The organism is Aureimonas ureilytica DSM 18598 = NBRC 106430 (assembly GCF_000382705.1).
GTDB classification, from domain to species: Bacteria; Pseudomonadota; Alphaproteobacteria; order Rhizobiales; family Rhizobiaceae; genus Aureimonas; species Aureimonas ureilytica.
The window spans coordinates 202,513-216,979 of the sequence record NZ_ARQE01000009.1 but is presented as its reverse complement, the minus strand read 5'-3'; the positions used below and the strand labels follow the sequence as shown (position 1 = coordinate 216,979).

Genomic DNA, 14,467 nt, shown 5'->3' with positions numbered 1-14,467 from the left:
AAGCGGAGGCCCGATCATCGACCGGACGCTCCCGCTGGTGTGATGATTATACCAGAGTTTGGAATCGGAACAGAGACGAAGGCGAGGGCGCAAGAGGCTGAATGGCCCGGCAGCCGCAGACCTTCCAGATGGAAATGACATGTCCGACACGATCGTTCTGACCTACCGCATCGAAACGCCCGGCAGCGTGGAGAAAATGGCGGCCAAGATCGCCAGCGACCAATCCACCGGCACGTTCGTTCCCTTGCCCGGCGAGACGCCCGAACTCAAGGCGCGCGTCGCCGCGAGAGTTCTCGACGTGCGCCCGCTCGATCCGGTTCCCGAGCCCGCCTTCGGCCGCTCGCATGACGATCTCGCCGAGGCCTGGCGCTTCAACTGCGGCGAGGCGGACATCGCCTTTCCGCTGGAGGCGGTCGGCACCGATCTCGCCGCTCTGATGACGATCGCCATCGGCGGCACCTATTCGATCAAGGGCTTCAGCGGCATTCGCGTCACCGACCTGAAGCTGCCGCCCGCCTTTGCCGGCGCCTATCCCGGCCCCCAGTTCGGCATCGCGGGCTCGAAGCGGCTGACCGGCGTCGAGGGTCGCCCGATCATCGGCACGATCGTGAAACCGGCGCTCGGCCTTCGCCCCGACGAGAGCGCGGCCATGGTGAAGGAGCTGGTCGACGCCGGCGTCGATTTCATCAAGGACGACGAGAAGCTGATGAGCCCCGCCTATTCGCCGCTGGCCAAGCGCGTGAAGGCGATCATGCCGGTGGTTCTCGACCACGAGCAGCGCACGGGCAAGAAGGTCATGATCGCCTTCGGCATCTCGGCCACCGACCCGGACGAGATGATGCGCAACCACGATCTCGTGGTGGAGGCCGGCGGCAACGCGGCGGTGGTCAACATCAACTCGATCGGCATGGGCGCCATGAGCTTCCTGCGCAAACGCTCGCAGCTCGTCCTGCACGCCCATCGCAACGGCTGGGACATCCTGACCCGGCATCCCTCGCTCGGGATGGACTTTGCCGTCTACGAGAAGTTCTGGCGGCTTCTTGGCGTCGATCAGTTCCAGATCAACGGGATCGGCGCCAAATACTGGGAGCCCGACGCCTCCTTCGTGCGCTCGTTCCAGGCGCTCGATCGCCCGATCTTCTCGGAAGCCGACAAGCCCCTGCCCGTGGTCTGCTCCGGCCAATGGGGCGGGCAGGCGCCGGCGACCTTGGCGGCCGTCGATACGACCGACATCATGTATCTGTGCGGCGGCGGCGTCGTCAGCCATCCGGGCGGACCGGGCGCGGGCGTTCGCGCCGTGCGCCAGGCCTGGGAAGCGGCGGTCGCCGGCATCCCGCTGGAAACCTATGCCGCCAGCCATCCCGAACTCGCCGCGTCGATCCGGACCTTCGCCTCTGGCGCGGGTGCCTGATCCCATGGAGCGCCCCATGACGAGCCCTCTCCTTCTCACCTTCTATGGCGACGACCTCACCGGCTCGACCGACGTGATGGAAGCGCTCGCCCTTCGCGGCGTCGAGACCGTCCTGTTTCTCGACGTGCCGACCGAGGCGCAGCGCGCGCGCTTTCCCGACGCTCGCGCCATCGGCGTCGCCGGCACCAGCCGCAGCGAAACGCCGGGCTGGATGGACGAGAACCTGACGCCGGTCTTCCTCTGGATGGCGCAGGAAGGGGCCGAGATCAGCCATTACAAGGTCTGCTCGACCTTCGATTCCTCGGCCGCGATCGGCTCGATCGGCCGGGCGCTGGAGATCGGCCATGCCGCCTTCGGCGGCCATCCCGTGCCCATCCTCGTCGGCGCGCCGCAGTTGAAGCGCTACACCGCCTTCGGCCATCTGTTCGCCGCCTATCGCGGCGAGGTCTTCCGCATCGACCGGCATCCGGTCATGAGCCGCCATCCGGTGACGCCCATGCGCGAGGCCGACCTGCGTCGGCATCTCGCCGATCAGGCCGACCTGACGATCGCGCTTCTTGATCATCTCGCGCTCGGCGGCGAGGAGGCAGACCAGGTGGCGGACGCCGCCCACGCGGCCCGGCCCGGCGCGATCCTCCTCGACGTTCTCGACGCCGCGAGCCAGCGCGCGGCCGGTCGTCAGCTCCAGCGTCTGGCGCGGGCGGGCTCGCGCTTCGTCGTGGGCTCGTCGGGCGTCGAATATGCGCTGGCCGAAAGCTGGCGCGAGGACGGGACGATCGGCGCACCCGCGCGCTTCGCGCCGCTCGGGGCCACGGAGCGCCTCGCTGTCGTTTCGGGCAGCTGCTCGCCGACCACCGAGCGCCAGATCCGCCATGCCGAGAGCGAGGGCTTCGAAGCACTTGCCTTCGACCCCCGTCATTTCGTGAACGGCGACAGCGCCGCCGTGGAGGCGATGCGGGCGCAGGCTCTGGCGCATCTGGAAGCGGGTCGCAGCGTCATCGTCTACACCGCGCTCGGCCCTGAGAGCGATCTCGGCGCGGAGATCGCAGGGAGCGACGGTGCGCGCCATGCGATCGGTCGCGGGCTCGGCCGGCTTCAGGCCGATCTCGTCCGCCAGGCGGGCCTGTCGCGTGCCGTCATCGCCGGCGGCGACACGTCGAGCCATGCGCTGCGCCAGCTCGGCGTCCACGCGCTCACGCCGCGCCTGCCGCTTCCCGATACGCCGGGATCGCCGGTCTCGACCGCCCATAGCGACGACCCCGCCTTCGACGGGCTGGAGATCGCGCTGAAGGGCGGACAGGTCGGCCACGACGATTACTTCGTGCGGATTCGCCGGGGGAGCTGACCCCTCGTCCGAAGGGCTGGCCCTTCGGACACCGCCCGCCGGGGCGACGCGCGCATCGACCCGAGACTGAAACCGACCGCCGGACCGCATCCGGCGGAACGGTGCCCCATGACCTAAAGCGAGGAACCGAGATGAGCATACCACAACCCGACGTCGAGACATCGGCGATCCGCAAGATCGTCTGGCGGCTCGTGCCGTTTCTCGGCCTGATGTTCTTCATCAATTTCCTGGACCGCACCGCCATCGGCTTTGCCGGGCCGAACGGCATGACGCAAGATCTCGGCCTTTCGGCCGCGCAGTTCGGCTTTGCCGCCGGCATCTTCTTCTTCGGCTACATCCTCCTCGAAATTCCGAGCAATCTGGCGCTTCACAAGTTCGGCGCGCGGCGCTGGCTGGCGCGCATCATGGTGAGCTGGGGCATCGTCTCGCTGCTCTTCACCTTCGTGCAGGACGCGACGCAGCTCTATTGGCTGCGCTTCCTCCTCGGCATCGCCGAAGCCGGCTTCTTTCCGGGCGCGATCCTGTTTCTCAGCCTCTGGGTGCCGGCCCGCCACCGGGCCAAGGTTCTGGCCGTCTTCTACGTCGCGCAGCCGCTGACGACGGTGATCGGCGCGCCGCTCGCCTCGCTCCTGATCGACATGAACGGGTTGTTCGGCCTTGCCGGCTGGCGCGTCATGTTCGCGGGCGTCTCGATCCCGGCCATCATCGTCGGCGTCATCGCCTATTTCTACCTGCCGGACACGCCGAACGACGCCAAATGGCTGACCCCGGCCGAGCGGGACTGGCTGAACGAGGAGCTCGCGCGCGAGGACCGCTCCAAATCCTCCGGCGGCCATATCTCGGGACAGGCCCTGCGCGACGGGCGCGTCTGGACCCTCTCGCTGATCTATTTCGGCTTCATCTACGGGCTCTACGCGCTCGGCTTCTTCCTGCCGACGATCATCGGCGGCTTCGAAGCGCAGTTCGGCACCAAGTTCACGGTGATGCAGCGCGGCCTCGTCACGGCCATCCCCTATCTGCCCGCCGCCGTGGCGCTGATCCTGTGGAGCCGCGACGCCTCCCGCCGGGGTGTGCGCCCCTGGCATATCGGCCTTCCCGCCATTCTCGGCGCCGTCTCGATCCCGCTGGCGCTGACCATGCAGAGCCCGACCGCGACGATCGCCGTCATCACGCTGACGGCCTGCGCCATCTTCTCGGCCCTGCCGAATTTCTGGAGCTTCCCGGCGCGCTTCCTCACCGGCGCGGGCGCGGCGGCCGGCATCGCCCTCATCAACACGATGGGCAATGTCGCGGGCTTCGCCGCTCCCTACATCACCGGCGCAGTGAAGGACTGGACCGGTGGCTATGTCGTCCCGATGGCGATCGTCGGCGGCTTCATGGCTCTGTCGGCGGTTCTCTCCTTCATCGCCCTGCCGCGCCTGCGGGCGCCTTCGGAGGAGACGGTCAGGCGTTCCAGCGTCTGATCCGTCGAGAAATGAGGCTCGCCACCGATCGGGCGAGCCTCCGGCCTTCGTCGGACGGACGCCTAGTTGCCGGTCACCGTCTGCAGCGAGCCGCCGATATTGCGGCCGACATCCTCGATGCTCTGGCCGAGCCTCTGGCGCGCGCCGCGATCGACGATCGCGGCGGGCACGGTCACGGCGGCGTTCACGGCCGAGCCGACGCCTTGTGCCGTGCCGATCGCCGCCGCGCCGAGCGTTTCGCCGAGGCCGAGATTGCCTTCCGAGACCTTCTGCCCTTCGATCAACCGCCGCCCGATCGCCTTCACGACTTCGGCGCTCTGCGCGAATTTCGTGTGATTGAGGCTGTCGCCGGTGCGCACGCTCGTGAGATCCACGACCGTGATGCCGCGCTGCGCGAAGGAGGCCTGCACTTCCGGGCGCGTCAGATCGACAGCGCCCAGGCGCTGGACCCCGCCGGCCAGACGCCGCGACACGAGAAGCGCCCGGTCGTCCTTCGACGTGAAGATCGTGATGCGGGACTGATCCCGCCCGATCTCGTCGAGCTGTTCGTGGAAGACGTCCACGTCGAGATCGGGCGACGCCAGGATGACGTTGGTGAGCTTGGCGGGAAGACGCCCCTTGCGGATCGCCATCTGGCGCAGCGCCTCCATGGTCAGCCAGCTTCCCATGGAATGGGCCATGACCGTGATCTCGGAGACGTCACGGCGCGCGGCCGCTTCCTCGATCACCTTTTCCAGGCTGGACCGGGAATAGTTGGCGCTTTCGCGGTCGTAGAGATAGCCGAAGATCGAGCCTTGCGAGGGCCAGGTGAAGAGGATCGGGGCGGCGTCCGCGCCCGAATCGTGGCTGATCTGGGCGAAACGGAAGACCGCTTCCTCGTAGCTCGAATTGAACCCGTGGACGAAGATCAGGAGCCGCCCGCTCGGTGCCTCGCGCTGACGGAACCAGCGATCCACGGCGCCCTCGTTCATCGGATCGATGCGCAGCGCGACGAACTCGCGGCTCGGGTCAGGCGGCGTGCTCTTGGGGTAGACGACCTCGCCCGCCTTGCGCGTTCCCGCCGGGGGGATCGATACGACGATGTTTTCGAGCGACAGCCCCGGCCCCCGATCGCCGGAGAACACGACGCCGGCGACGGGCGACGGCGCGCGCGTCGTCGCGACCAGCATGTCGACCTCCCGCGCACCAGGCACGGTTTCCCCGACCGCAACCAGCGTCGCATAGGGGCGGCTGGCGCAGGCGGACAGTAGCAGGAACGGCGCGAGGATCGTGACGAGACCGCGCCGTCCGATCAGGGCGCCCACCAGCCGGCTCAGTGTCATGCGTCCCCCGAAACCTCGTCTTGCCCCGCCCCGCTTTACCAGCGTGCGGCCGTCCGGGCGAGCCCGAAGCGCTCGGGCCTTGCTAGTCCCGGTTGCGGTCGTGTCGCCAGACGAAGACGACGGCGGCCGCGAGCATGAGCGCGAGGGCGAACCAGGTCAGGGCATAGACGAGATGATTGTTGTTGAAGCGGATGACGGTGAGGCCGCCGACCGGATAGCCGCCCGGCACCGCCTCGGCGCCCGCATCCACGAAATAGGGCGCGACCGGCCCGTCCAAGTCGCGGGCAGCCGCGATGGCGGCGACGTCCCGCGAGTACCAGCGGTCTGCGGCGGGTTCGTTGGCGCGCAGGAAACGCCCGCCCGGCTCGCTCATCCGCAGCAGGCCCTCGACGGTCTGCTCGCCGTCGAGCTGGCCTTCCGGCCGGCTGGCCGGGTCGCGCCGATCGCCCGGCACGAAGCCGCGATTGACGAGGGTGATCGAGCCATCCGTCGCACGCAGCGGCGTCACCACCCAGAAACCGCCGCCGAGATCGGTGACGGCCTGAACGAGGGTCTCACGATCGTTGAGAAAGGTGCCGGTGAGTTGCACGCGGCGGTACTCGTCCGCGGTCTTGTCGATCGCCGGCCATTCGGCTCGCGTCGGAGCGGGAACGGCCGGGGCGTGGACGCGGGCGTCGACCCGTTCGATGAGATCGAGCTTCCAGGCGCGGCGTTCCACCTGCCAGATGCCGAGGGCGAGAAGGCCGCAGACGAGAGGCAGCGACAGGACGAGAAGAAGAAGGCGGGATCGGCGACGCATCGGCGCTCTTTTCAGGACCGCTTGCCGCGTTCGGACGGGAGGCGAAGGCAAGCCCGAGGCATGAAAAAGGGGCGGGCCGCGTCATCGCGCGGCCCGCCCCTCGGGAATGTCAGGGCGTCATGCTCATATTGTGCATGGGCATCATGCTCGTGTTCATATGGTACATGACCCAGAGCGAGCCGGCGAGAACGATCACCACGACCACCACGGTGAAGACCAGCGCCGTCATGGTCCAACCGCCCTCCGACTTCCCGTTCATGTGCAGGAAGAAGATCATGTGGACGACGATCTGAACCGCCGCGAGCGCCATGATGATGATGCCGGTCAGCGCGCGGTCTTCGAGAACCTCGCCCATGACCAGCCAGAACGGGATGGCCGTAAGGATGACCGACAGGACGAAGCCGGTGACGTAACCGCCGAACGTGCCGTGGTCGTGCCCGTGTCCGTCCAGATGCCCGTGATCGTCGGTCGGGCCGTGGCCCGCACCGTCCGCGAGGGCGGCGTGCTTGCTCGAAGGGGCCTTGGCGCTCATCGAAGCACTCCCATGAGATAGACGAAGGTGAAGACGCCGATCCAGATCACGTCGAGGAAGTGCCAGAACATGCTGAGGCAGCTGAGCCGCAGCTGGTTGGCCGGCACGAGACCGCGCTGGTTGATCTGGAACATCAGCGTCACCAGCCAGATCAGGCCGAAGGTGACGTGCAGTCCGTGCGTGCCGACCAGCACGAAGAAGGCCGACAGGAACGCGCTGCGCTGGGGCGTCGCACCCAGATGAATGAGATGGGCGAACTCGTAGAGTTCGATGCAGAGGAAGGCGAGACCGAACAGGCCGGTGATGCCGAGCCAGATCTGCACCGAGCGCACGTCCCGCTTCGCCATGGAGAGCATGGCGAAGCCGTAGGTGATCGACGACAGAAGCAGCATCGAGGTGTTGAGCGCCACGAGCGGCAGATCGAACAGATCCCTCGGGCTCGGGCCGGCCGCGTAGGCGCCGCCCAGAACCGCGTAGACGGCGAACAGGCACGCGAAGATGAGGCAATCGCTCATCAGGTAGATCCAGAACCCCAGCATCGTGCTGGAGCCCTCGGCGTGCTCGTGCTCGTCGGCGACGTAGAAGGTCAGGACGTCGTCCTGCGCGATAGACGAGGGGCTCGTGGTCATGCGTGCTTGGCCTTCGAGAGGAGACGGGTCCGCTCGGCTTCCGTCGCGATCACTTCGCTGACCGGGATGTGGAAGCTCCGGTCGTAGTTGAACGTGTGGTAGATCGAGTAGCCGACGATCCCGACGAGGGAGAGCGCCGCGAGCCACCAGATGTACCAGATCATGGCGAAGCCGAAGACGACGCTAAGGCCGGCGATCACGATGCCCGCTTCGGTGTTGCGCGGCATGTGGATCGGCTTGAAGCCTTCCAGAGGACGCTGATAGCCGCGCTGCTTCATCTGATACCAGGCGTCGCCGTCGTGGATCATGGGCGAGAAGGCGAAGTTGTAGACCGGCGGCGGCGAGGACGTCGCCCATTCCAGCGTGCGCCCGCCCCAGGGATCGCCGTCCACGTCCGCCAGCTCGTGGCGACGGCGCACGCTGACGAACATCTGCATCAGGAAGGCGCCGATGCCGACCGCGATCAGTCCGGCGCCGATGGCCGCGATCACGAACCAGATCTGCAGCGAGGGATCGTCGAAGGTCCGCAGGCGACGCGTCACGCCCATGAGGCCGAGCACGTAGAGCGGCATGAAGGCGACGTAGAAGCCGACCACCCAGGCCCAGAAGCTCACCTTGCCCCAGAACGGGTCGAGCTTGAAGCCGAAGGCCTTGGGCCACCAGTAGTTGATGCCGGCGAACAGGCCGAACAGCACGCCGCCGATGATCACGTTGTGGAAGTGCGCGACCAGGAACAGCGAGTTGTGCAGCACGAAGTCGACAGGCGGAACCGCCAGGAGCACGCCTGTCATGCCGCCGATCACGAAGGTGATCATGAAGGCGACGGTCCACATCATCGGCAGCTCGAAGCGGATGCGGCCGCGATACATGGTGAACAGCCAGTTGAAGATCTTCGCTCCCGTCGGGATCGAGATGATCATCGTCGTGATGCCGAAGAAGGAGTTCACGCTCGCGCCGGACCCCATCGTGAAGAAGTGGTGGAGCCAGACGAGATAGGCGAGGATCGTGATGACGATCGTCGCGTAGACCATCGAGGTGTAGCCGAACAGGCGCTTGCCGCAATAGGTCGAGGTGACCTCGGAGAAGATGCCGAAGGCGGGCAGGATGAGGATGTAGACCTCGGGATGCCCCCAGATCCAGATGAGGTTCACGTACATCATCGGGTTGCCGCCGAGATCGTTCGTGAAGAAGTTCGTGCCGACATAGCGGTCGAGCGACAGGAGCGCGAGCACCGCCGTCAGGACCGGGAACGAGGCCACGATCAGGATGTTGGTGCAGAGCGAGGTCCAGCAGAAGATCGGCATCTTCATGAGGGACATGCCCGGCGCGCGCATCTTGATGATGGTCACGAGCAGGTTGACGCCGGAGAGAAGCGTGCCGACGCCGGCAACCTGCAGGCCCCAGATGTAATAGTCGACGCCGACGCCCGGACTGTAGTTCGCGTCCGAGAGCGGCGGGAAGGCCAGCCAGCCCGTGCGCGCGAACTCGCCGACGAAGAGCGAGACCATGATCAGGATGGCGCCGCCGGCGGTCATCCAGAAGCTGAAATTGTTCAGGAACGGGAACGACACGTCGCGCGCGCCGATCTGCAGCGGCACGACATAGTTCATGAGACCCGTCACCAGCGGCATGGCGACGAAGAAGATCATGATCACGCCGTGCGCGGTGAAGATCTGGTCGTAGTGATGGGCGTTCAGATAGCCCTCGGACCCGTTGAAGGCCCAGGCCTGCTGCAGGCGCATCATGATCGCGTCGGCGAAGCCACGCAGAAGCATGACGATGCCGAGGATCATGTACATGATGCCGACCTTCTTGTGGTCGACGCTGGTGAGCCACTCTTTCCAGAGATAGCCCCAGAGCTTGAAGTAGGTGAGCGCGCCGAGGAGCGCGAGCCCGCCCAGCATCACCACGCCGAAGGTCACGACGACGATCGGCTCGTGATACGGGAAGGCTTCGAGCGTCAAGCGCCCGAAGATCATTCGTATGAGATCGGAGTTGTCTTGCATCTCTGGCACTCGTGCGATGGCATCGTCAGGCGTCGCACCCCAAACGGCGCGACACGGTGCTCGGTTAGTTCGTCTGGTTCAGCTGGGCCGGCGCGACACCGGTCCCGCTATTGGGCGCGACATTGCCGGACGGATTGGCCGGAGGCGTTTCGGTTCCGTCCTGGTTGACCTCGGGGTTCAGCTGGTCCGGCTGCATGCCCTGCGGCTGGTCCGAGCTGTGCGGCATGCGGCCGCTGGCCGGGAAGGTCGCACCGGCGGGCTCGTCGCCCTGCTCGGCGCGGCGCGTGTCCCACATCAGGCGTTCGCGATTCTGATGACTGTCGACGCCGGCTCCGCCCATCGAGTCGATCTGCATCATTTCGTCCGCGCACATCTTGCCGGGCGCCACGCACTTGTTGAGGATCGCGTTGTAAAGGCCGTCCGCGAAGCTCGAATAGTAGCGCACCGGCTCCTTTTCGCTCGGCTTCTCCAGCTCGAGGAAGGTCTCGCGCGAGAGCGGCTGGCCTTCGGCGCGGACCTTGTCGACCCAGGCGTCGAAGCCCTGCGGGCTCAGGCTGTGGAACTTGAAGCGCATGTTGGAGAAGCCCGCGCCGCTGTAGTGCGAGGACATGCCGTCGTACACGCCCTCCTCGTTCGCCACGGCGTGAAGCTGCGTTTCCATGCCGTTCATCGTGTAGATCATGCCGGCGATCGAGGGCACGAAGAACGCGTTCATCACGCTGGTCGAGGTCAGCTTGAAGTTGATCGGTGTATTGACGGGAGCGGCCAACTCGTTGACCGTCGCGATGCCCAGTTCTGGGTAGATGAAGAGCCATTTCCAGTCCATCGAAACGACGCGGACCTCGATGGGCTTCATCTGGGGCGTGACGGGTTGCCCTTCGGCGATGCGCGTCAGCGGGCGATACGGGTCGAGCAGATGAGTGGCGGTCCAGGTCAACGCTCCCAGACAGATGATGATGAGCAGCGGCGCCGACCAGATCGCCAGCTCCAGGTGCGTCGAATGGTTCCATTCGGGATCGTAGGTCGCATCCTTGTTGCCGCGGCGATAGCGCCAGGCGAAGATCACCGTCGCGGCGATCACGGGAATGATGATGAGAAGCATCAGCCCGGTGGAGATGTAGAGAAGGTCGCGCTTCTGAAGGGCGACGTCGCCTGCCGGATTCAGGAGGACGGCATTGCAGCCGCCGATCAGCAGGAGAAACGGTGCGAGGGCTAGGAAGCGAAGTCGGCTCAAGGTAGCGGTCCAATCCAGCGAAATGGGGTCGCCTGCATGCTTTTCTTAGCTGCATCGCAGCAAATAGTTTATGAGGCGTTCGTTAAGCCTGCCGAGGCCTATATTCAAGGTGGCATCGACACCGGAAACGCGAATGTTCCCCCCGGTTGCCAAAGTTGAGGAGCGAGATCAGATATGAGTTCGAACAGCGCGGCGGCCGCTCCGTCCGCCTTTGAAAGGGATGCGCGCATCGCGAACGCGCATCACGGCGAAGTTAGGCCGAGCGAGATCGCGATCGGCGTGCTTCTTGGTCGCACGGCTGAATTCTTCGACTTCTTCGTCTACGCCCTCGCCTCCGTGCTGGTGTTTCCGGCGGTGGTCTTCTCGTTCACCGATCCCGTCACCGGCACCTACTATTCCTTCGGCCTTCTGGCGCTGGCTTTCGTCGTGCGGCCGATCGGCACGATCTTCTTCACCTGGATGCACCATCGCTACGGCGACGCGGCCAAGCTCACCACGGCTTTGTTCCTGCTCGGCTGCTCGACCATCGTCATGGGCTTCCTGCCGAGCTATGCCAGCGTCGGCATGGCGTCCGTCGTCACGCTCGCCGTCCTCCGCTTCGGCCAGGGCTTCGCCCTCGGCGGCACGTGGGACGGCCTGGCGCCGCTGCTCGCCATGAACGTGCCCGAGAACAAGCGCGGCTGGTACGCCATGCTGCCGCAGCTCGGCGCGCCGCTCGGCCTCATCGTCGCCAGCGCGCTCTACTACTTCCTCATCACCAACCTCACGCAGGAAGACTTCCTCGGCTGGGGCTGGCGCTATCCGTTCTTCGTCGCCTTCGCGATCAACGTCGTCGCCCTCTTCGCCCGGCTGCGTATCGTCGTCACCGAACATTATCGCGAAATGTTCGAACGTGGCGAACTGCAGCCCTCGCCGGTCGGCGAGACCGTCGCGCAAAGCGGTCGCTATATCGTGATCGGCGCTTTCGTTCCGCTCGCCAGCTTCGCGCTGTTCCACATGGTGACCGTCTTCCCGCTCTCCTGGGTCACGCTCTTCGCGGGCGAGAGCATCGCCCGCTTCCTCCTGATCGAGCTGATCGCCACCGTGTTCGGCACGATCGCCCATATCGCCTCGGGTCCGCTGGCCGATCGCTACGGTCGTCGCCGCGTTCTCGGCATCTGCGCCGGCGCCATCGCCTTTTATAGCGGTCTGGCCCCGCTGCTCCTGAACGGCGGTGTCGTCGGCGAGACGATCTACATGGTGGTCGGCTCGATCATCCTCGGCGTCTCCTTCGGCCAGTGCTCGGGCGCGCTCGCGGCGAACTTCCCGCGCTCGCAGCGCTACACCGGCTCGGCCCTGACCTCGGACCTCGCCTGGCTCTTCGGCGCCGGCTTCGCGCCACTGGCCGCGCTTCTGATCGCGGACAAGCTCGGTCTCGTCTTCTCGGGCGCGTACCTCCTGTCGGGCGCCGTGGTCACGCTCCTGGCGCTTCTGATCAACCGCCGCCTCGCTTCCAGCGCGATCTGATCGAACGCTCCGATCCGCCAAGACTGCAAAAGGCCGGGTTCGTCCCGGCCTTTTTCGTGTCCGCATTTCATCGGCTGCGGGAGATCGTCGCGTCCGAGGAGGCGCGCCCCCTCACCTTCCAGCCCTCGCCCCTCCTAGCTTTCGTCGGTGCGGCGAAACGACTCGAACAGGCTCTGCAGCATCCGCCGGCCGGTCGTCACGAGATCGAAGCCGAAGCCGGAGCGCAGCCATTGCGTGATCAGGCCGCTCATGGCGCATTGCAGCGTCGTCGTGGCCGCCTCGGCGGTCCATTCGCCCGACATCAGCCCGCGCTGCGCCGCCTCCTGAAAGGCGCGGCGGATGACGCTCAGCATCTCCTCGTCGGCCTCGCGCAGGCGAACCAGCATCTCCTCCATCTCGGCCACGTATTCGCAGCGCAGCAGCATGATCGCGAGGATCTTCTGCGTGCGGGCGTTGGTGCTGATGAAGTCGAGCGCCTCGACCGCATTGGACCGGATGCGATCGAGCGGGTCGGCGGCGCCGATGAGATCGTCCAGCTGAACGAAGCACTCCTGCGGCAGGCGCCCGCGCTCCAGCATGGCCTCGAACAGCGCGTTCTTGTTGGCGAAGTGAAAGTAGATCGCCCCGCGCGTGACCTTGGCCGCTTCCGCGATCATGGCGAGCGTGGTGCGCGACACGCCGTTCTGAAAGAAGGTCACCTCGGCCGCGTCGAGGATCGCGCAGCGGGTTTCCATCGCTTCGGCCTTCGTCCGCCTCATGCTTCGCCTGCCTTCCTTACGATCTTGTCAGCTTTCATACATGCATGTATGTTGCACGGCAATATCAGAGTCGGTGGCCCCGCACGGGCGGCAAGCGAGACGGTTTTCATGAAGTTCTCTTCCCCCTCCCTGTTTCTCGCGACCGCGCTCGGCCTGCTCGTTCTGGCTGGCTGCCAGGGCGAATCGAAGTCGGCGGCAGCCCAAGGACAGGGCGGCGGCGCACCCCCGCCGAGCCCGGTCGGGATCGTCGAGGTCAAGCCCGAAGCCATCGCCGTGACCGCCGAACTGCCGGGCCGCATCGCGCCGACGCGCATCGCCGAGGTGCGCCCGCGCGTCGGTGGCATCATCGTGCAGCGCGTCTTCGAGCAGGGGTCGGACGTTCAGGAAGGCGATCCCCTCTTCCAGATCGACCCCGCGACCTTTCAGGTGGCGGTGGAATCGGCCGAGGCCGGCGTCGCCCGCGCCGATGCGGTCCTGACGCAGGCCCGGCAGGACGCCGACCGCACGCGGGCGCTCGTCGCGCGCAACACGGTTGGGGCGGCCAATCTCGAAACCGCTGTCGCCACGCAGCGGCAGGCCGAGGCTGATCTGGCCGCCGCGCGCGCCCAGCTTCGCGCGGCGCAGATCAATCTCGACTACGCGACCGTCCGCGCCCCGATCTCGGGCCGCATCGGGCGCGCGATCGTCACCGAGGGCGCGCTGGTCAGCACGACGGGCACCGAGGCGCTGGCGACCATCCAGCAGCTCGATCCCGTCTACGCCGACATCCAGCAGCCGGTCTCGCAGCTCCTGCGCCTGCGCGAGGCGCTGCGCACGGGCCAGATCACGCAGCTCGAAGAGAATGTCGCCCAGGTCCGCCTGCGCCTCGACGATGGCAGCGACTATCCCTATCCCGGCCGCCTGCTCTTCTCGGAAGCGACGGTCGAGGAAACCAGCGGTCAGGTGACGCTGCGCGCCGAGTTCCCCAATCCCGACGACACGCTGCTTCCGGGTCTCTATGTCCGCGTCGCGGTGGATCAGGGCATCGACGCCAACGCGCTGGCCGTGCCGAACCAGGCTGTGCAGCGCGACACGGCGGGTCAGGCCTTCCTGTATCTCGTGAACGGCAATTCCACGGCCGAGCAGCGCAACGTCACCGTGGCGCGCGTCGTCGGCAACCGCTCGGTGATCTCCGAAGGGCTCGCCGCCGGCGACAAGGTGATCGCGGACGGGTTCCAGAAGATCGGACCGGGCTCGCCGGTCGCCCCGACGCCCTGGACGCCGGTGGGCGCTGCGGCAGACGGGCTGACCAAGGACGATGCCGACGGAACGGCCGTCGGCGCCGGCACGCAGGCCCCCGCCCCGACGCCCGCCGGCAACGCCGCAGCGAGCGGCACCACCAATCCGGCCCCGCAGGATGCGGGCAGCCAGCGCGCGAGCACGCCGCCGGCCGACGCGTCCACCTCCGCGCGCTAAGGACCGA

General features: G+C 66.6%; 12 protein-coding genes. 5 read left to right on the top strand and 7 right to left on the bottom strand.

Annotation, left to right across the window (positions count from 1 at the left end; genetic code table 11):
• Nucleotides 1–139: 139 nt before the first annotated feature.
• The 3 genes from oiaX (at nt 140) to B146_RS0118480 (ending at nt 4,219) form a co-directional block, all read left to right on the top strand.
• Nucleotides 140–1,411, top strand: a complete 1,272-nt coding sequence (oiaX, locus tag B146_RS0118490; protein ID WP_019997964.1) for a 3-oxo-isoapionate-4-phosphate decarboxylase OiaX — start codon at nt 140–142, stop codon at nt 1,409–1,411.
• Nucleotides 1,412–1,427: 16 nt separating this feature from the next.
• On the top strand, nt 1,428–2,756 hold the full coding sequence (locus B146_RS0118485) for a four-carbon acid sugar kinase family protein (protein WP_019997963.1): 1,329 nt from the start codon (nt 1,428–1,430) through the stop codon (nt 2,754–2,756).
• Nucleotides 2,757–2,887: 131 nt separating this feature from the next.
• Nucleotides 2,888–4,219 carry an MFS transporter gene (locus B146_RS0118480; RefSeq protein WP_019997962.1) on the top strand — a complete coding sequence of 444 codons (1,332 nt, stop codon included), beginning with the start codon at nt 2,888–2,890 and terminating at the stop codon, nt 4,217–4,219.
• Nucleotides 4,220–4,281: 62 nt separating this feature from the next.
• Here B146_RS0118480 and B146_RS0118475 read toward each other — a convergent pair whose 3' ends face one another.
• The 6 genes from B146_RS0118475 to cyoA all read right to left on the bottom strand — a co-directional run bounded on the left by B146_RS0118475 (nt 4,282) and on the right by cyoA (nt 10,741).
• On the bottom strand, nt 4,282–5,541 hold the full coding sequence (locus B146_RS0118475; protein WP_019997961.1) for an alpha/beta hydrolase: 1,260 nt from the start codon (nt 5,539–5,541) through the stop codon (nt 4,282–4,284).
• An 82-nt stretch (nt 5,542–5,623) separates the two neighbouring features.
• Entirely contained in the window at nt 5,624–6,340 is a 717-nt protein-coding gene (locus tag B146_RS0118470) for an SURF1 family protein (RefSeq protein WP_019997960.1), read from the bottom strand.
• 109 nt (nt 6,341–6,449) lie between these two features.
• Nucleotides 6,450–6,872 (bottom strand): cytochrome o ubiquinol oxidase subunit IV, encoded by a 423-nt coding sequence (cyoD, locus tag B146_RS0118465; RefSeq protein ID WP_019997959.1) that lies wholly within the window; start codon nt 6,870–6,872, stop codon nt 6,450–6,452.
• Nucleotides 6,869–7,501, bottom strand: a complete 633-nt coding sequence (gene cyoC / locus B146_RS0118460; RefSeq protein WP_019997958.1) for a cytochrome o ubiquinol oxidase subunit III — start codon at nt 7,499–7,501, stop codon at nt 6,869–6,871. The genes cyoD and cyoC overlap by 4 nt, the downstream gene beginning before the upstream one ends.
• Nucleotides 7,498–9,507 carry a cytochrome o ubiquinol oxidase subunit I gene (cyoB, locus tag B146_RS0118455; RefSeq protein ID WP_026358731.1) on the bottom strand — a complete coding sequence of 670 codons (2,010 nt, stop codon included), beginning with the start codon at nt 9,505–9,507 and terminating at the stop codon, nt 7,498–7,500. Before cyoB ends, cyoC begins: the two co-directional genes overlap by 4 nt.
• A 64-nt stretch (nt 9,508–9,571) precedes the next feature.
• Nucleotides 9,572–10,741 (bottom strand): ubiquinol oxidase subunit II, encoded by a 1,170-nt coding sequence (gene cyoA / locus B146_RS26650; protein WP_019997956.1) that lies wholly within the window; start codon nt 10,739–10,741, stop codon nt 9,572–9,574.
• A gap of 174 nt (nt 10,742–10,915) precedes the next feature.
• Between cyoA and B146_RS0118445 the strand changes: the two genes are divergently transcribed.
• Entirely contained in the window at nt 10,916–12,247 is a 1,332-nt protein-coding gene (locus tag B146_RS0118445; RefSeq protein WP_019997955.1) for an MFS transporter, read from the top strand.
• A 134-nt stretch (nt 12,248–12,381) separates the two neighbouring features.
• On the opposite strand, the gene B146_RS29385 is transcribed toward B146_RS0118445, so the two are convergent.
• The gene (locus B146_RS29385) at nt 12,382–13,005 is read right to left on the bottom strand and encodes a TetR family transcriptional regulator (protein ID WP_019997954.1); all 624 of its coding nucleotides are present in this window, start codon (nt 13,003–13,005) and stop codon (nt 12,382–12,384) included.
• Between the two features lie 108 nt (nt 13,006–13,113).
• On the opposite strand from B146_RS29385, the gene B146_RS0118435 reads away from it, so the two are divergent.
• Nucleotides 13,114–14,460 carry an efflux RND transporter periplasmic adaptor subunit gene (locus B146_RS0118435; protein WP_019997953.1) on the top strand — a complete coding sequence of 449 codons (1,347 nt, stop codon included), beginning with the start codon at nt 13,114–13,116 and terminating at the stop codon, nt 14,458–14,460.
• The last annotated feature ends 7 nt before the right edge of the window (nt 14,461–14,467 follow it).